16 protein-coding genes (1 of these 16 cut by a window edge) are annotated in these 19763 nt (G+C 23.5%); 8 read left to right on the top strand and 8 right to left on the bottom strand.

Annotated elements, in window-relative coordinates:
- Positions 1-268 precede the first annotated feature (268 nt).
- Positions 269-847, bottom strand: a complete 579-nt coding sequence (gene lpcA, locus AUT07_RS02685) for a D-sedoheptulose 7-phosphate isomerase (RefSeq protein ID WP_066283808.1) — start codon at positions 845-847, stop codon at positions 269-271.
- 518 nt (positions 848-1365) lie between these two features.
- On the opposite strand from lpcA, the gene murI reads away from it, so the two are divergent.
- Positions 1366-2187 (top strand): glutamate racemase, encoded by an 822-nt coding sequence (gene murI / locus AUT07_RS02680; RefSeq protein ID WP_066283805.1) that lies wholly within the window; start codon positions 1366-1368, stop codon positions 2185-2187.
- A 144-nt stretch (positions 2188-2331) separates the two neighbouring features.
- Here the strand turns inward: murI and fabR are convergent, their stop codons facing one another.
- On the bottom strand, positions 2332-2952 hold the full coding sequence (gene fabR, locus AUT07_RS02675; protein ID WP_157871140.1) for an HTH-type transcriptional repressor FabR: 621 nt from the start codon (positions 2950-2952) through the stop codon (positions 2332-2334).
- A gap of 1239 nt (positions 2953-4191) precedes the next feature.
- Here fabR and mnmA point away from each other — a divergent pair.
- From mnmA to AUT07_RS02660, 3 genes are all read left to right on the top strand, one after another.
- Positions 4192-5292, top strand: coding sequence for a tRNA 2-thiouridine(34) synthase MnmA (gene mnmA / locus AUT07_RS02670; RefSeq protein ID WP_066283802.1), 1101 nt, complete (start codon positions 4192-4194; stop codon positions 5290-5292).
- A 582-nt stretch (positions 5293-5874) separates the two neighbouring features.
- A complete protein-coding gene (gene purB, locus AUT07_RS02665) occupies positions 5875-7269 on the top strand; it encodes an adenylosuccinate lyase (RefSeq protein ID WP_066283800.1) in 1395 nt (464 codons plus the stop codon).
- A 333-nt stretch (positions 7270-7602) separates the two neighbouring features.
- Entirely contained in the window at positions 7603-8394 is a 792-nt protein-coding gene (locus tag AUT07_RS02660) for an SDR family oxidoreductase (RefSeq protein ID WP_066283797.1), read from the top strand.
- Between the two features lie 596 nt (positions 8395-8990).
- Here AUT07_RS02660 and pabB read toward each other — a convergent pair.
- The 6 genes from pabB to lolB all read right to left on the bottom strand — a co-directional run bounded on the left by pabB (position 8991) and on the right by lolB (position 15350).
- The gene (gene pabB / locus AUT07_RS02655) at positions 8991-10346 is read right to left on the bottom strand and encodes an aminodeoxychorismate synthase component 1 (protein WP_066283792.1); all 1356 of its coding nucleotides are present in this window, start codon (positions 10344-10346) and stop codon (positions 8991-8993) included.
- A 478-nt stretch (positions 10347-10824) separates the two neighbouring features.
- Entirely contained in the window at positions 10825-11925 is a 1101-nt protein-coding gene (gene ychF / locus AUT07_RS02650) for a redox-regulated ATPase YchF (RefSeq protein ID WP_066283789.1), read from the bottom strand.
- A gap of 110 nt (positions 11926-12035) precedes the next feature.
- The gene (gene pth / locus AUT07_RS02645) at positions 12036-12629 is read right to left on the bottom strand and encodes an aminoacyl-tRNA hydrolase (RefSeq protein WP_066283787.1); all 594 of its coding nucleotides are present in this window, start codon (positions 12627-12629) and stop codon (positions 12036-12038) included.
- Positions 12630-12822: 193 nt separating this feature from the next.
- Positions 12823-13770: a ribose-phosphate pyrophosphokinase gene (locus tag AUT07_RS02640; protein ID WP_066283784.1), complete on the bottom strand. Its 948-nt coding sequence runs from the start codon at positions 13768-13770 to the stop codon at positions 12823-12825.
- Positions 13771-13824: 54 nt separating this feature from the next.
- On the bottom strand, positions 13825-14691 hold the full coding sequence (ispE, locus tag AUT07_RS02635; RefSeq protein ID WP_066283783.1) for a 4-(cytidine 5'-diphospho)-2-C-methyl-D-erythritol kinase: 867 nt from the start codon (positions 14689-14691) through the stop codon (positions 13825-13827).
- A complete protein-coding gene (gene lolB / locus AUT07_RS02630; RefSeq protein WP_066283781.1) occupies positions 14688-15350 on the bottom strand; it encodes a lipoprotein insertase outer membrane protein LolB in 663 nt (220 codons plus the stop codon). The genes ispE and lolB overlap by 4 nt, the downstream gene beginning before the upstream one ends.
- A gap of 1292 nt (positions 15351-16642) precedes the next feature.
- Between lolB and prfA the strand changes: the two genes are divergently transcribed.
- The 4 genes in view from prfA to kdsA are tightly spaced (at most 31 nt apart) and all read left to right on the top strand, a layout consistent with a single transcriptional unit that may run on beyond the window.
- On the top strand, positions 16643-17719 hold the full coding sequence (gene prfA / locus AUT07_RS02625; RefSeq protein ID WP_066283779.1) for a peptide chain release factor 1: 1077 nt from the start codon (positions 16643-16645) through the stop codon (positions 17717-17719).
- Positions 17720-17725: 6 nt separating this feature from the next.
- Positions 17726-18580 carry a peptide chain release factor N(5)-glutamine methyltransferase gene (gene prmC / locus AUT07_RS02620; protein ID WP_066283776.1) on the top strand — a complete coding sequence of 285 codons (855 nt, stop codon included), beginning with the start codon at positions 17726-17728 and terminating at the stop codon, positions 18578-18580.
- Entirely contained in the window at positions 18561-19373 is an 813-nt protein-coding gene (sirB1, locus tag AUT07_RS02615; protein ID WP_066283774.1) for an invasion regulator SirB1, read from the top strand. The genes prmC and sirB1 overlap by 20 nt, the downstream gene beginning before the upstream one ends.
- A 31-nt stretch (positions 19374-19404) precedes the next feature.
- Positions 19405-19763: the beginning of a 3-deoxy-8-phosphooctulonate synthase gene (gene kdsA / locus AUT07_RS02610; RefSeq protein ID WP_066283772.1), read on the top strand. 496 nt of this gene lie beyond the right edge of the window; the window shows 359 of its 855 coding nt (coding positions 1-359); the start codon lies at positions 19405-19407; its stop codon lies off the right edge, out of view.

Below are 19763 nucleotides of genomic sequence, written 5' to 3'. Positions count from 1 at the left end.
ATTTTGGCCAATTGGATCACATCAAATTTTTGCCATAGTTTTGGCAAAAATAATTAGCTTCTTTGCTAAACTAAAAATACATTGAGTAAACTTTTTTTTGTCGTAATTTATTTCTAAAAAAATTCTATCTTTTATAAAAAAACTATATTGTGATAAAATCACACATTAAATTAAAAAACATCGTAATTAAAAAATTAATCTCTTTATAAATAGATTAATATTAATTAATTATTTACAAAAATTTTTCTTTGTTTTAAAAAAATTTAATTCACTTGATCATTTCTTTCTCTATTAACTGAATTAAAATATGAATAATTTTAATATGAATTTCTTGGATCCTATCAGAATAACCAAAATGGGGCACACAAATTTCAATATCACCAGTGCCTGCTATTTTTCCACCATCTTTACCGGTCAATATTATTACTTTCATACCCTTAATCCGGGCGGCATCGATTGCTTTAACTATATTATCAGAATTACCTGATGTTGAAATAGCAAATAATATATCTCCTGTTTTACCAATTGCTTCAATATAACGAGAAAAAATATAAACATAACCAAAATCATTTCCAACACAAGAAATATGACTAACATCAGAAATTGCTATTGCTGGATAAGCTGGTCTTTTTACGCGATAACATCCAGTTAATTCTTCAGCAAAATGCATAGCATCACAGTGTGAACCACCATTACCACAAGATAAAACTTTTTTTCCAGATTTAAAAGCATTTGATAACATAATTGCAGCATGTTCAATTACTTCAATATTTTTTTTCTTTTTAAGAAAAATTTTTAATGTAACCAAAGATTCTTCTAATGCAGCATAAATAAACTCTTGGTACATTTTTTACTCCTAATAAAGTATTATTATTATTTAATTTTAATACATAATTGTTAATTAGGCTTAATATATCATTATTTTATCAAAAAAATTGATATATAAAAATTTAATACTATTAAGTAAACAAAATATTTATTTTGAAATAATGTTCAATTTATTTAACCATTAATTAAATAAAAATTTTTATATAATTTATTATCAGTTAATACCTTATTTGGCTGATAGTACTGCTAAATAATGTTGTTTTAATATATATTTGTGAGTTATCTAGAAAATATCATTTATATGATATTTTTATTATAAAATAACCAAAAAATGAATTATATTTAGTATTTTACTAAATAATGATAATTTTGATATTATCAATACTAAGGGAAATTATATTCAAAAAACTTATTAATAATCATTATTTATGATTATCTAAAAACCATTAAAATAATAGTTAATAAATATTATTTTCTTTAAATCAATGAAATTAATAATTTTGATTAAAGTAATTTATACAAAAAATAAAATAAAGCATGAAATTTTCACAAACATTAAATCTTAATTTACCGACAATTTTAATTTTTGATTCTGGAGTTGGTGGTTTATCTATTTATCGTAAAGTTAAAAAATTATTACCAAATTTAAATTATATTTATGCTTTTGATAATGCAGCTTTTCCTTATGGAAAAAAAAGCTCAGAATTTATTATTAATCGTATTGTTCAATATATAAATCAAATTGAAAAAAAACATAAATTATCATTAGTAATTATTGCTTGTAATACAGCTAGTACAGTTAGTTTACCTATTTTAAGAAATAATTTTCAATATCCAATTATAGGAGTTGTCCCAGCAATAAAAACAGCGAGAAAGTTAACACGTAATGGTATTATTGGATTATTAGCAACAGAAGCAACTATTAATGGAAATTATATTAAAGAGCTTATAAAAAAATTTGCTATAGATTGTAAAGTGATAAAGATTGCTTCTCCGGAGTTGGTTGAATTAGCAGAACAAAAATTTTATGGACAAGTAATTTTAAAAAAAGAATTAATTCGTATTGTAAAACCATTGTTAAAATTAAAAGAATCACCTGATACTATCGTACTTGGTTGTACACATTTCCCATTATTATTAACAGAATTTAAAAAAATATTTTTAGATAATATAAATTTTGTTGATTCTGGTTTTGCAATTGCTAAACGAGTTGTTCATTTAATAAATAACGATAAAAATTTTTTTATAACAAAAAACAAAAGTATTGCCTATTGTACTAAAATAGATATTAAAACTAAAAAATTTATTACTATAATGAAAAATGAAGGTTTCAATAAATTAGAAAAAATTACTAATTAATTAAATAAAATTACTTTTATGTAAAATTTACAATAATTTTAATAAATTATATTTAATTTTATAAATTTAAAAATAATATTTTTATTAATTATCTCATTATAAAAAATATTTTTTATTATATAACTAATAATTATATAAAAATATTTACAATTTATCTTGTTCTTTACGATACCAATAATAAGCCCCTCTAGCAATCATTCTAAGTTGCAAAACTAATCTTTCTTCTAAAAGTTGACGTTTTTCTTGATTTATATCTAATGCTTCTGCACCAGCACTAAATACTATGGTAACCATAGCTTCTGCTTGTATTTCAGTAAAATACCTAGGACGATTACTTTCTTTTTGTAAATAATCTGATAATTCAGTAATAAAATGCTGTATTTCTCTAGCAACTGCCGCTCTAAACTCAGCAGATGTACCTGAACGTTCCCGTAATAATAATCGAAAAATATTTGGATTATGATCAATAAACTCCATAAAAGTAGCAATTGATGTTCTAATAACACTACCTCCTTTTGCAATACGCTGTCTAGCTTTATGCATTAATTGACGGAGCATAAGACCACTTTCATCAACCATAGTTAATCCTAATTCATCAACATCACGGAAATGTCTATAAAATGAAGTTGGGGCAATACCTGCTTCCCTAGCTACCTCACGTAAACTAAGACTAGTAAAACTACGATCAGCGCTTAATTGACTAAAAGCTGCTTTTATTAAAGAACGACGTGTTTTTTCTTTCTGTTTTGCTCTAATTCCTGTAATGTGATCCACAGTAATTAATATACCTCTTTCAAATAAAAAAAACTGACTATACCAAGTTTTATAAAATCGTAATATTATGAACATATAATTCAATTAAATTTAAATAAATCTTTAATTTATAAAAACTAACTCTTATATAAAAAGTAATTAAGATAATAAGATCATAATAATATTAGCTAGATATTCATATTCACTTAATAATAACAAATATAAAATAGAATATATTAAATTTAATATTTTAATAATTAATTGAAATTTTACTTAATTAAAAGGAAAAATAACATTAATTAAATTAAAAAATAAAACTGATGATAATAAATTTTTATAAAACATATAAAAATTTATATTCAATTTAAAATCCCATTTATATTTAAACTTTAATAAATATTTATTAATTAATAAATATTTATTTTTTAAAGTTTTTAATATTTAAAAATATAATAACAAATATAATATAAATATATTAATAAAATAACTTTCATTTCTATATTTTAAAAATATTTAATTAATTAAAACAATTCTATCATTTAAATATATTATTATATAAAAATTAATTATGATTATTTTTTAAATTAAAATTTAAAAAATAAAAATTATATATATATAGTTAGTATATATCATAATGCAGTATCAATTTTTATAATAACATATAAATTCAGATAAAATAAAAAACAATTGTAGTTTCAGCAATTACTTATATTAATAAGTAAATCTTTTTATTTGAAAGTTAAGATAATGAAAAAATATTTTGGTATTAAATTACAAAATAGTTAAATAAAATTAATAACTATATTTGATAAATAAACGTAATAAATATTAATTAATTTATAAAACTTAAAAATAAAACTAGAAAATTAATTACACTAATTTTATGATTAACAATGTTTTTATCATAAAGAACTTTTCTATATCTCAATTTTCATATTTAAGTAAATACTACTACATAAATTTTACACAATATAATTGAATTAATAAATTACTATATATAAAATATATAGTATTAATTGCAATTATAATTAATATATTATAATATAATTTAATTATAGTTTTAAACTATACATTGTAATTAAATACATAAATAAACTATGACAAATTTATAGCAATTTTATATTAAAATAAAAAAATAGTGGGGATTCAAATCTATTTTTACTATAATTAGTTTAATATTATTTTATAAAATCTCAATTTTAAGAAATAAAATATAATTTATAATTATTAATTAATTGGTAAAAATTATTCATGTTTAATAACAAATCTAAAAAAGTTATAGTAAGTATGTCTGGTGGGGTTGATTCATCTGTATGCGCTTATTTGATAAAACAAAAAGGTTATCAAGTTGCTGGGCTATTTATGAAGAACTGGGAAGAAAACGATAACGAAGAATATTGTTCAGTAGCTATTGATCTTGCTGATGCACAATCAGTATGTAATAAACTTAATATACAACTTTATACTGTTAATTTTTCAGCAGAGTATTGGGATCATGTTTTTACTAATTTTTTAGATGAATATAAATCTGGACGTACACCAAACCCAGATATTTTATGTAATAAAGAAATTAAATTTAAAGCATTTTTGGAATTCTCTATTAAAAATTTAAAAGCAGATTATATAGCAACAGGACATTATGTAAGAAGCAAGACTACTGCAAATGGATATCAATTATTACGTGGTATAGATCATAACAAAGATCAAAGTTATTTTCTTTATACTTTAAACCAAACTCAACTAGCACACAGTATATTCCCAATAGGCAATTTTAAAAAATCAACTGTTCGTAGTATAGCTACAAAAATTGGCTTAAAAACTGCTAATAAAAAAGATTCAACAGGGATATGTTTTATAGGCAAATATAAATTTCGTAAATTTTTAAGTAATTATCTTTCAAACCAACCAGGTAAAATTATCACAGTTAATGGTCAAATTTTAGGAGAACATAAAGGATTAATGTATCATACTTTAGGTCAACGTAAAGGATTAGGAATTGGTGGTATAAAATCATTTAACGAAGCTCCATGGTATGTAGTAGATAAAGATATTGAAAACAATTACTTAATTGTGGCACAAGACTACAATCATTCAAGATTAAGGTCTATAGGATTTATTATACGACAAATGCATTGGATTACTCTTCCAAAACTACATAAAAAAGGTAATTATACAGTAAAAACACGTTATCGTCAACCAGATATCCCATGCACAATTCAACAAGAAAGTAAAGATAAAATGATTATATTCTTTAATTATCCTGTTGCTGCAGTTACACCTGGTCAATCTGCAGTCTTTTATCAAGATGAAATTTGTTTAGGTGGTGGTGTTATTGAAAAACTTATTAAATAAATATATATAAATGATATACATTTTTTATACTTCTAAGTTATAAAAGAAATATAGCTTCAATGTTAGTTACTTATAAGTATTTTATTTTAAAAAACTGAAAATTATAGAATTTATTGTACTAGCATGCTTAGTATATCATGTATATATATACACTACTTTACAATAGTGCACTTATTTCATAAAAAATTTAATAAATTATTTTTTATAATTCAAGATTAATCAATAACTATATAAAAACAATAAAAAATAAAATTAAAGTAATATCGAATTAATTAATTTTAAAAATATATTTTTATCATACTTATACTTTAATAAAATATTTTTAATTAAGATAATAAAAGCTACAATAATTGTTGTAACCATATAAATAACATATTATGAATATATAGATAAATAAAATCTAATAAAATATTTATATTTTATTTTATATAAAAATAAAATTTGTACATAATTTAGCAATACTATTTATATAGTTAAGATGTATTAAAAAGCAAACAATATACTTTATAAAAGATATACTTTATGATTTAATATTTAATCAATAAAAGATTTTTTATAATTTATTATAAGGAAGCTAATAAAATGAAATTATCTTCACTGACTGCTATATCTCCTATTGATGGGCGCTACAGTGATAAAGTTAATATGTTAACTCCTATTTTTAGTGAATTTGGCTTATTAAAATATCGCATACAAATAGAAATTAAATGGTTACAAAAGTTAGCAGAATGTAATAAAATTAAAGAGATACCTATGTTTACTGATAAAGCAAAGATTTATCTTGATAATATTATAAAAAACTTTGATGAAAATGATGCAATAAGAATTAAACAAATTGAAAAAACTACTGTTCATGACGTAAAAGCGATTGAATTATTTTTAAAAGAAAAAATGACAGCTATACCAGAATTAGAAAAAGTAAAAGAATTTATTCATTTCGCTTGTACATCTGAAGATATTAATAATCTTGCATATGCTTTAATATTAAAAAATGCTACCGATAAAATAATCATTATTCAATGGAAAAAAATCATTAATAATATAAAAAATATGGCATATCTTTATCGTAAATTACCATTGTTATCAAGAACCCATGGTCAACCTGCCACACCAACTACTATCGGTAAAGAATTTGCTAATGTTGTTTATCGTATGACTAGACAATATCAACAACTTCAAAAAATTGAAATTCTAGGCAAAATAAATGGTGCGGTAGGTAATTACAATGCTCATATGGCTGCCTACCCTAATATAAATTGGCACCTTTTTAGCAAAGAATTTGTAACTTCATTAAATATTAAATGGAATCCATTTACAACTCAAATAGAACCTCATGACTACATAGCTGAACTCTTAAATTGTATTTCTCGGTTTAATACTATTTTAATAGACTTTAATCAAGATATATGGGGTTATATTGCATTAAATCATTTTAAACAAAAAACAATTGAAGATGAAATTGGTTCATCAACCATGCCATATAAAGTAAATCCTATTGATTTTGAAAATTCAGAAGCTAATCTAGGATTAGCAAATGCTTTATTCAATCATCTAGTAAATAAATTACCAATATCACGTTGGCAACGTGATCTAACTGATTCCACAGTATTACGTAATCTAGGGGTTGGATTTGCTTATTCTCTAATTGCTTATAAAGCTATGTTAAAAGGGTTAACTAAATTAGAAGTTAATAAGCAAAATTTAAAATCTGAATTAGATGCTAATTGGATCGTCATTACTGAAGCTATTCAAACTATTATGCGTAAATATAGAATTAAAAATGCATATGAAAAACTCAAGACTTTAACTCGTGGGAAATACCTTACAAAGGATGATATTAAATGTTTTATTGATGATTTAGAATTACCTGAAGCAGAAAAAATTTTTCTAAAAAATATTAAGCCAGATAAATATATTGGCTATTCAATAAATTTGGTTAACTCTTTAAGAGACCTCAATAATAAAATTTATAAATGATAACAGATTATTTGTTAATAAATATTAAGTAATAACGCTATAATAAAAATTATTATCATTATTTAATTTAAAATAGTAATTTTAATTAAATAATATAAAAAATTGATTTAATAAAATTTAATATTTTGTTATTAAATTAATTTAATATATAATATCGAAAATCTATTAAAGTAATTTATTTGATAATATAAAATTAAAAAATAATATTTTTATATAAGATAACAATTTATATTGCAAATATTTTTTTGATTTCTATGATAGAATTTCAATATCAAATATATTATTTTGCTTTTTTTTATTATTTAAATAAAATAAATTACAAGGGTCTCATTTATGGGTTTTATGATTGGCAAACGAATTTTAATCACAGGCTTAGCTAGTAAATTATCTATTGCTTATGGAATTGCAAAAGCAATGCACAAACAAGGTGCTGAATTAGCCTTCAGTTACCAAGGAAATAAATTAAAATATCGTGTAAAAGAAATCGCAAAAAAATTTGGATCTAAGATTGTTTTACCATGTGATGTAACTTCAGATGAGAATATATCTATATTATTTAAAGATTTATCCAAAATATGGAAAAATTTTGATGGTTTTATACATTCTATCGCCTATGCACCAGCAACTCAACTTAATGGTGATTATGTTAATACTGTTACAAGACAAGGATTTCAAATAGCTCATGATATTAGTTCATTTAGCTTGGTTGCATTAGCTAAGGCTTGCCGAAATATGTTAAATCCTAATTCATCTATAGTTACCTTAACCTATTTAGGTTCTGAAAGAGCTATCCCTAATTATAATATTATGGGTTTAGCAAAAGCTTCTCTAGAAGCAAATGTTCGTTATATGGCTAATTCAATGGGACCTCAGGGAATTAGAGTTAATGGTATTTCAGCTGGACCAATAAGAACATTGGCAGCATCTGGGATTAAAAATTTCCGTAATATGTTAGAATACTACAAATTAGTGACTCCAATTAAATACACGGTAACTACTGAAAATATAGGTAATTGGGCAGCATTTCTTTGTTCTGATTTATCAACTGGGGTAACAGGTGAAATAATACATGTTGATAGTGGTTTTAATATTATTGGAATAACTGGTACAAAATCAAGAACATAAAATATAACTACAATAAAATTGTATAAAAATATTACATAAAAATAAAAACATAATTAATTAAAAATATCAATAATAACGTCTATTAGTTATAATTTTTATTTATCAATATGTTTTATTAAATTTAATACTGCATTAAGTTTAATAAATTAATTTTATTATCACTTAACTTCTTAACCATGTACTTGTTACTTTCATGATATATACTATCCTTATCAAGTAATAGTAATAATCTTTTAAAAAAAATAATTATAAATATAAAATTTAATTATATGGATAGCAACTAAATAATTCTATTAAAATTAATAATGAATAAATTAAAATAAGATAGTATCTTAAAGAATTAAGATATTAATTAGAATTAACATGTTAAAAATTAACTATTGAAGACCATTCAAATAATAATATGCAATACGTACTTTCATATTTTTAATAAATAAAAAATATGAATTTTAATAAAAACTCTTAATTGTTATAATATTAAAATACCACAGATATCTGCTTTTAATTGTTCATTAATTTTTTCTAAAAACTTACACTATAAATTATAATAAACTTTTTATAATCAATTTAATAAATTATTTACTAAATTTGTTAATTTAATTATACTTTGATATTGATAATATCTTACTTAATTTATCGAAAGTCTCTTGATACTCATCGTCTGATAAACTATCTATTACAATACCTCCACCAGACCAACAATAAAGATATTGATCTTCAGTTAATAAAGTACGTATACAAATATTTGTATCCATGGTGCCACATAAACTAATATAACCTATTGAACCAGAATAAATATATCTTCTATTAGGTTCAAGTTCTTCAATAATTTCCATAGACCGTATTTTAGGAGCACCTGTAATTGAACCTCCAGGAAAACATGCTTTTAATAAATCAGTTGCTTTATAATGATAATGTAATCGTGCTATAATAGTACTAACTAAATGATGAATAGCTGGAAAAGATTCAACTACAAATAGTTCTGGTACACTAACTGTTCCAGGTATTGCTACTTTACCTATATCATTACGCAATAAATCAACTATCATTATATTTTCAGCTCGATTTTTAATGGATAATTGTAATCTTTTAATTTGTTTTTTATCCTCTCTAGTATTGGATAATCTAGGTAATGATCCTTTAATTGGACGTGTTTGAATCAAATTATCATGAAGACTAAGAAAACGTTCTGGAGATAAACTTATTATACAATTATTTTCTAAACGAATAAAAGCAGAAAATGGAGCTTGATTATTTTGATTAAGTTTTATAAAAGCGTTCCATTCATCACCTTTATATTTAGCTTTAAAACGTTGAGCTAAATTAATTTGATAACAATCACCATTACGTAAATATTGATGAATTTTATTAAATTTATCATAATATTCTAATTTAGACATATTACTTTGCCATTTTTCACATATTTGGAATTCTTTAGTTGATATTTTAACTTGATTTTTTAACCAAAATAAGCGTTTTTCAATATTTTGATAACTAAGCAAAGTAACTATTTTTTTATGATGATCAACAATTAATGCCCAAAGATAAATGCCAATAGCCATATCAGGAAAATTTAGTTCTGTTTTAGAAATTTCTGGGAGTGCTTCTATTCTTCGCACTAAATCATAACTCCATAAACCTAAAGCACCACCTTGAAAAGGTAAATCAGGATCTGATACAATCATTATATTCAAATGTTGAATTTCATTTTTTAATATATCAAAAGGATCTAGTGTTAATTTTATTATTTTACCTTGACTATTAATTTTAGTTATATTATATCTTGTTTCTAATGTAGTTATCGGATCAGCGACAATAATATCAAAACGATTATAGTGATGATTTGCATTACCTGAATGTAATAACATTGCCCATGGTTGATTAACCATAGCAGAAAAATAGTCTAAAGCAGTATTTATTGAATAAGGTAAATTGATTTTTTTTAGTTGCATATTTAATTAAGTTAAAATTATAAAAAATTATCAGATAATAATAATTTATTACAACTGAATACTTTAAAAAAAATAACCCGCTGTATAAAAGTAAAATACTTTTGATTTTTAATTATAAAAATATAACTTCATTATCGATAAATTAAATTAAGATTATATAATCTTGGTATCTTGTTAATATGTTATGTTTTTAATATAGATCTAAAAATATACAAATAAATTTTGATTATATACAAATAATATAAATTTTGATTTCAAAATACACATAGTGCTATTATAGCATAATGTATCAGTATATGAAAATTATATCATATACTGATAATTATATACATATAATTTCAGTGTTAATTTTATGAATAATTATAATATATGAATGATTATATTAAAAGTTATTTTCTAAATTATAATCATAATATCTTATAATAAAATATAAGACAAACATCTATTAAAATTTATCTTATCATTAATAATGACTTAATTAAACATTAAATAAAAAAGTAATTATATCACCATCTTTTATAAGATATTCTTTACCCTCGATGCGCATTTTGCCTGCTTTTTTAGCTCCAATTTCACCATTGTAATTCACAAAATCATCAAATGAAATTATTTGTGCACGAATAAAACCCTTTTTAAAATCACTATGAATTTTGCTAGCTGCCTGAGGGGCAGTAGTACCTACTGGTACTGTCCAAGCTCTCACTTCTTTAGAACCAACAGTAAAATAAGTTTGTAAATTAAGTAAACTATATCCAGAATTGATTATATTATTTAAACTATACTTTTTATAACCTAATATACCTAATTTATTAATAAATTTATCACGATCATAATCATCTAATTTACTAATAGCATCCTCTATTATTGCGCATATTGGTATAACAATAGAATTTTCTTTTTTAGCAAATTTATATACTGCTGCTAAAAGATAATTTTTATTAAATTCATCATTACTAACATTAGCTATATACATTATAGGTTTAAGAGTTAAAAAATTAAAATGACGAATAAAAAATTTTTCTTCTTTAGTTAATGCTAAATTACGAAGCATAAATGTATTTTCAATATGAAATAAACATTTTTTTAAAATATTTAATTGAATTTTAGCTTTTTTATCACCACTTTTCACTCTTTTCTGAATACTATTAATAGCTTTTTCACAAGTGTCCAAATCAGATAATATTAATTCAGTATTGATAGTATCAATATCAGATATTGGATCTATCTTTCCATGAATATGAATTATATTATTATTATCGAAACAACGAATAACATGAATAATGGCTTCAGTTTCACGAATATTATTTAAGAATTGATTTCCTAAACCTGCACCTGTAGATGCACCTTTCACTAAACCGGCAATATCTATAAATTCAATTGTTGCCGGTAATATTCGTTGTGGTTTGACAATTTTTACTAATTGGTTAATACGAGGATCTGGTACCTTAACCATACCAGTATTTGCTTTAATAGTGCAAAATGGGAAATTTGCTACTTCAACTGCTCTTTTGGTAAGTGCATTAAAAATAGTTGATTTACCTACGTTAGGCATACCAACGATACCAAATTTAAAGCTCATCAATTATATATCCTTAAGCTTTTATTTAATAAAATAATAAACTGCTTCAGAAAAGAAATAAATTTATTGTTAAAAAACATATTATATTCTTTAAAAATATAAAACAGATATCAATTAAATCCCTTAAAGGCATGTAATCTATTAATCGCTTTCTTAATCCCTTTATTAATTAAAATCGGGGTGCAATTTATTGCTTCATGAATACTATTATAAATTAATTTTTGTTCATGTACAGATGGTTTATTTAACACAAAGTTAATAACTTTCTTTTTATCACCTGGATGACCAATACCAATACGCAAACGATAAAAATTAGAATTACCATTAAGTTTAGCTTGAATATCTTTAAGACCATTATGTCCATTATTACTACCACCAAATTTTATTTTAGCTATCCCTGGTATCAAATCTAATTCATCATGGGCAATAAGAATTTCTGTAGGTTTTATATCATAAAAATTAATTAATGCTAATATTGAAGTACCACTAAAATTTATATATGTTTTAGGTATCAATAAGCGAACATACTCGTCTGCTAAAAATATTGTAGTAGTATACCCAAAAAAAATTTTTTCCTCTTTTAGAAATTGATTATATTGTTTTGCTAATAATTTCACATACCATGAACCTACATTATGCCTACTAAATTCATAATTGTGACCTGGATTTGCTAATCCAACAATTAATTTTATTTTACTATCCATTTTATTAATTATTCAACATTAATATTTGATAATTTTATTAATTAATATATTTAAAATAAATTGTTATAAATTTTAATTAAATATTTTAAAAATATTATTTTTTCGATCATTAAATAAATAAAAAAGTATTTTTTATTTATTTTAATAATAAATTAAACTAATAAAATTTAACTTATTATATTACCTTATTTTTTTAATGTTCAAACATAGCTGAAATGGATTCTTCATTACTAATTCTACGAATTGCTTCAGCCAACATGCCTGATAATGTTAAAGATCGTACTTTATTAAGCCTTTTTATTGCTATAGATAAAGGAATGGTATCGCAAACAATAACCTCATCAATTACTGAATCTTTAATATTAGATACAGCATTACCAGAAAATATAGGATGAGTAGCATAAGCAAATACTCTTTTAGCACCACACTCCTTTAATGCAGAAGCAGCTTTACATAAAGTACCAGCTGTATCGATTATATCATCAATTAGTACACAATCTCTATTAGCAACATCACCAATAATATGCATAACTTGTGAAATATTTGCTCTAGGACGACGTTTATCAATAATAGCCATATCAGTATCATTTAATAATTTAGCAATAGCACGAGCTCGTACTACACCACCAATATCAGGAGAAACTACAATAGGATTTTCTAAATTTTTAGATAACATATCTTCCAATAGAATTGGACTTCCAAAAACATTATCAACAGGAACATCAAAAAAACCTTGTATTTGCTCAGCATGTAGATCTACAGTTAATACACGATCAACACCTACACTGGAAAAGAAATCTGCTACTACCTTAGCGGTAATAGGCACACGAGCTGATCGTACACGACGATCTTGACGTGCATAACCAAAATAAGGAATTACAGCAGTAATTCTGCCAGCTGATGCACGACATAATGCATCAACCATCACAAAAAGCTCCATTAAATTATCGTTTGTTGGAGCACAAGTAGATTGTATTATAAAAACATCTCCACCTCGGACATTTTCATTAATTTGAACATTAATCTCACCATCACTAAAACGACTAACATCTGCATCTCCAAGTTTAGTGTATAAACGATTAGCAATACGTTGAGCTAATTCTGGTATAGCGTTACCATTAAAAAGTTTCATATCAGGCACGTAAAAAACCTCAAATTTATGCTAATATCATTATTACATAAATATTATTTATAATTAATATCTAGAAATATCATCTCTAAATTTATGCAACGGGGATTTATTAATACCTTTAGCAACAAAACAATCCATCCATTCTGGTGCTTTATTTAATACTTTAAGGGCACAAGATTTATTTGTAAATTCAGCAAATACACAACTACCAGTGCCTGTAAGGCGTGTTGAAGCATATTCTGATAACCATAAAAAAATATTTTCAACTTTAGGAAAGCGTTTTCTTACAATTAATTCACAATCATTTTTATATGGTGCTTTTAACAAAGTATTTAATGAACGTTTTATTGAATGTCTTTTAAATTTTGAATCAGAAAAGATCTTTTTAGTAATAATATTAATTTTAGGATTAGCAACTAAATACCATTTTTCTACTGGATTCACATTAATTAGTTGTTCACCAATACCTTGTGCAAAAGCAGCATGACCTTTTACAAATACTGGGATATCAGATCCTAAATTTAATGCAAGCTTAGCTAATGTATCATCATTAATATTCATTTTCCAATAATAATTTAAAGCAATCAACATAGTTGCTGCGTTAGAAGAACCGCCACCCAAACCACTACCAAATGGTAATCTCTTATCAACATAAATATTAACACCTTGATATTTATCAGTAGAATTAATTTCCATACAATATCGTTTAAATAAAAATGCTGCTTTAATAATAAGATTATTTTCTGTTGGTAAATTAATAAAAGATGTCATTAGTTTAATTTGATTATCTTCACGCGGTTCAATTGTGATTGAATCGCCATAATTAAGAAACTGAAATAAAGTTTGTAATTGATGATAACCATCAGTTCTAATACCTGTAATATATAAAAATAAATTAATTTTTGCTGGAGATGGCCAAGTTAATATCATTTTTTTAAAATCCAATTATCAATTTTTAAATTAATATATAGCTTATCTTGTACCAAGATAATATAGTAAGGTAACTTAATTATATTACTATAATCATTATAAATATAATTTATATTTAAAAAATTATCATTCTGCTTATATTTAATTGTATTTAACAATCCATTTTTATATAAAGTAAATGATGTTGCATTAATTGGTAATCCAATTAACCAATATGACAAATATTCAATTGGTATTTTCATGTTTGTTAATTGATAAATTAAATATTTAGGATTATAACTTATATATTTTTTACCTTGTTTATCAATTAACTTAATAATTTTTGGGGTTAAATATAAATCTAATTCTGTTAATCCTAATGGATTCATTATTAACAAGCGATAATTAAATAATGTATATTGTTGACAAAAAAACTTAGCCGAAATTTTTTTATTACCATTAATATAGGTAAAAGTACCTCGTATTTGAAATTTTGTTATATCAGTAAGCTTATTATGGTTACTTGTCTGTAGTGAATTATATTCAAAACTATTTTTTTTATTATGTAAATATTGACTAAATGTACATGAAGTTAATAAGATAGAAAAGATATAAATAATAGTGATAAACTTATAAAAAAAATAGTTTTTTTTCAAAAACCTTTTAGTAATTAGTGTCACTATTAAACATTCCTATTACCATCTATCAAATAGCATTATTAATAATACATTATTAATATCAGCAAATTTTTAATACAACTAATATAAAAAATCAAATATATTATTAAAATATAATTTAAGTAAACATTATAAAAAAATTTTACTTATGTAATATAAGTACTCTTATTTACAAGATAATGAAATTATCTTCTTAATATATAATCTTTATGCTAAAATAAATAAATTATTTCATTATATATATTCATTTAAATATTAATAAAAATAAAACTAAAAAAAATTAGTATTATATGATACATGCTAAGATATATTTTATTCTTAAACTATTTATTATATAGTAATATATTAATCATGCATTAAATTTATAAAAATTCAAACAAAAATTAAATCAAAAAAGCATTTCTAATTCAAAATTAGCAAAAATTTGACTAATTAAATTAAAAATTTTATATAACAAAAATAATTTTCTAGAAGTAGAAATATCTACTATTTATATAAAAATTGCTTTTATAAAAAAATGTAAATTAATTTAATTATTAAATAAATATTTAAATTATATATTTTATTGATTAAATAGTTGTAAAACTATATCTATAAATAAATAATTTTAATTAAAATATTAATTTTAAAAAAAATAGAATACGCAAATAAATTTAAAATAAAAGTTTTTATTTTAGATAAAATAAAATTAATATAGATTTATTTAGAATTGATAATGTTATTAATTTTAATTCTACTAATAATAGATTTAACATCTGCTAAAAATTAATTTGAACAGCTATAAAAATATGAATGAACATTAATTTGATATATATAATCAATATAATTATTGATTATATATTTAATCATCAAATAATATTTATTTCTAAATAGACAAAAATAATTTTTCTACCATTTTATAGAAAAAATATATAAATTTTAAAAAATGAAAATTTTAATAATTAAAAAGGAAAATATTTTAAAAAACAAATTATTATTTTATTTGTGTTCTAATTTATCTTCTAAATTATTAGTAAATATAATTTATGAATATCATATTCAAATAATGATATTATGTGAATAAAATAACAAAAAAATTATTAGATTCATTATGAAATTGTTAATATAATAAATAATAAATAATAAATAAGTAATAAATAGATTTAATCTGTTATTCATAAATAAATTATCTAATAAACTCATAAATAATAATTCCAGAAGCATAAATATAAAAATAGTAATATTTATTATTTTATATAAAAATAGCTTATAATTGGGATAAAATTAAATTATTTTTATAAGGTCTACCATAACAAATGAAATCTTCAATAATTTCTAAATTAAAAGCATTGCAGGAACACTATGAAGACATTCAAACTCAACTAATTGATATTAAAATTATCACAGATCATAAAAAATTTATAGCTTTATCTAAAGAGTATACACAGTTATCTAATATTACTAGATGTTTTAAATCATGGTTATCTATACAACAAGATATTAAAACAGCTAAAATTTTATTAAAAGATCCTGAAATGCATGAAATGGCTATGGAAGAATTAAAAAAAGCAAAAAAATATAATCAAGAATTTGAAAAACAATTAGAGATTTTACTTTTACCAAAAGATCCTGATGATAAAAAAAATTGCTTTTTAGAAATTAGAGCTGCTACTGGTGGTGATGAAGCAGCAAGATTTGCCGGTGATCTTTTCAAGATGTATAATAGCTATGCTGAATCAAGACGTTGGGATATAGAAATTATTAATGCAATTGAAGGATATCATGGTGGTTACAAAGAAATTATTACTAAAATTAACGGTGATAATGTATATAGTTATCTAAAATTTGAATCTGGAGGTCACCGTGTTCAACGAATTCCAGAAACAGAATCGCAAGGACGTATCCATACATCAACTTGTACAGTAGCTGTGTTAGCTGAAATTCCAGAAATTGAGATATCTAATATTAATATAAATGATTTAAGAATTGATACTTTTCGTTCATCAGGAGCTGGAGGACAACACATTAATACTACTGATTCTGCTATACGCATTACTCATATTCCAACAGGAATTGTAGTTGAGTGTCAAGATGAACGTTCTCAACATAAAAATAAATCTAAAGCATTATCGGTCTTAGCAGCACGTATTCATACATTAGAAATGCAAAAATATCGTGAAGCAGAGGCATTTGAAAGGCGTAATCTGCTTGGTTCTGGAGAAAGATCTGATAAAATAAGAACTTATAATTTTCCACAAGGGAGAGTTACTGATCACCGTATTAATTTGACTTTATATCGTTTAAATGAAGTAATAGCCGGAAAACTAGATTTATTAATTCAACCTATTATTAATGAATATCAAGCAGATCAATTATCTGCATTATCAGAGTAACTGTTTATGAATTATAAACAATGGTTGGATTGTGCTGCTAAAAAACTTTACTATAGTGATAGTCCAAAACGGGATGCTGAAATTTTAATACAACATATAACTGGAAAAAATAGAACCTTTATTATTGCATTTAGTGATACAGAACTAACTGTTAAACAACAACAACTATTAAAAAATTTATTAGTTCGACGTTCTAATGGAGAACCTATCGCTTACTTAGTAAAAGAAAAAGAATTTTGGTCGTTACCAATAAAAGTTTCACCTATTACGTTAATACCTAGAACTGATACGGAATGTTTAGTTGAAAGAACCTTACAATTATTATCAACTCAAAAAACAACAAAAATATTAGATTTGGGAACAGGCACTGGTGCTATAGCATTAGCTATAGCATCAGAATGTAAAAAAGCTAAAATAATTGGTATAGATATTAGTGATAATATAATAAAATTAGCTAAATTAAATGCAAAAAATTTACTAATAAATAATATTAAATTTTATAAAAGTAATTGGTTTGCTTCACTACCTATTCAAGAATTTGATATAATTGTCAGTAATCCTCCTTATATTGATAAATATGATCCATATTTACAAAAAGGTGATGTTCGTTTTGAACCTAAAATAGCATTAATATCAGACAATCATGGATTAGCTGATATTCAATTAATCATTGAACAATCTCGTCATTACTTAGCTAATAATGGATGGCTTTTACTTGAACATGGATGGCTACAAGGAGAGCAAGTAAGAAAGTTATTTTTCTGTTATCATTATAAACAGGTAGTAACTTTTAAAGATTATGGAGGTAATGAACGTATTACAGTAGGTCAATGGAACCGTGATGAAAACAACCATAGCTGATTTTAAATTTAATAACGCACCCCTGAGCGAAGGAATTATATTAGTTTCAAATATGATTCGCTCAGATTTTCCAGTTGAACAAGTTAATATACAACTTCAGACATTAGTGACAGAAGCGAGACAAATAATAACAGTTAATAGTAATATAGATACACAAATATCTATATTACTAAAATTATTTTATCAAGACTGGCTTTTTAGCTGTGTCAAGGGGGTTTATTCACTTTCTGAGGCACTATGGTTAGATAAAGTATTAATTACAAGACAAGGTGCTCCTGTATCATTGGGAATAATTTTTTTGCATGTTGCTACGAAACTACAACTACCAGTTATACCAATTATTTTCCTTGCACAACTTATTTTATGTGTACGTCTAAATAATGGAACATATTGGTATATTAATCCAATAAATGGTGAAACACTTACCGAACAAATGCTTGATTTATGGGTAAAAGGGACAATTAGTCCTTTTGCCAATTTAAAAAGAAAAGATATAGAAGAAACGACTCATAGTATCATAATACGTAAAATATTTGATACAATGAAAGCAGCATTAATGGAAGAAAAAAAAATGGAACAAGCATTAAAAGTATGTGAAACATTATTAACTTTTAATCCAAACGATCCCTATGAAATACGTGATAGAGGTCTTATTTTTGCTCATCTTGAATGTAATCATGTAGCAATTTCTGATTTAAATTATTTTATCGAACAATGCCCAGAAGATCCTGTTTCTGAGATGATAAAAATGCAAATTTATTCGATAAAAAGGCAACAAATTATATTACATTAAATTAATTTAGTATTTGGAGATATAATAAAATATGGAGTATAAGATAGTAAGTATAGGTAATATTAAAGTAGCAAATAATAGACCTTTTGTTTTATTTGGAGGTATGAATGTACTTGAATCTAATGATATGGCAATGAAAATTTGTGAACACTATGTTAGTGTAACAAATAAACTAAATATACCTTATGTTTTTAAAGCTTCTTTTGATAAAGCCAATCGTTCTTCAATTTATTCCTATCGTGGTCCAGGATTAGAAATAGGAATGAATATTTTTCAAAAAATAAAAAATTTTTTTGACGTTAAAATAATGACTGACGTGCATGAACCAAATCAAGCTTCAGTGGTAGCTGAAGTAGTAGATGTTATTCAATTACCGGCTTTTTTAGCACG

The organism is Candidatus Arsenophonus lipoptenae (genome assembly GCF_001534665.1).
Lineage (GTDB): Bacteria > Pseudomonadota > Gammaproteobacteria > Enterobacterales > Enterobacteriaceae > Arsenophonus > Arsenophonus lipoptenae.
The sequence above is the reverse complement of the archived record's forward strand: the minus strand, read 5'-3'. Positions and strand labels throughout refer to the sequence as shown.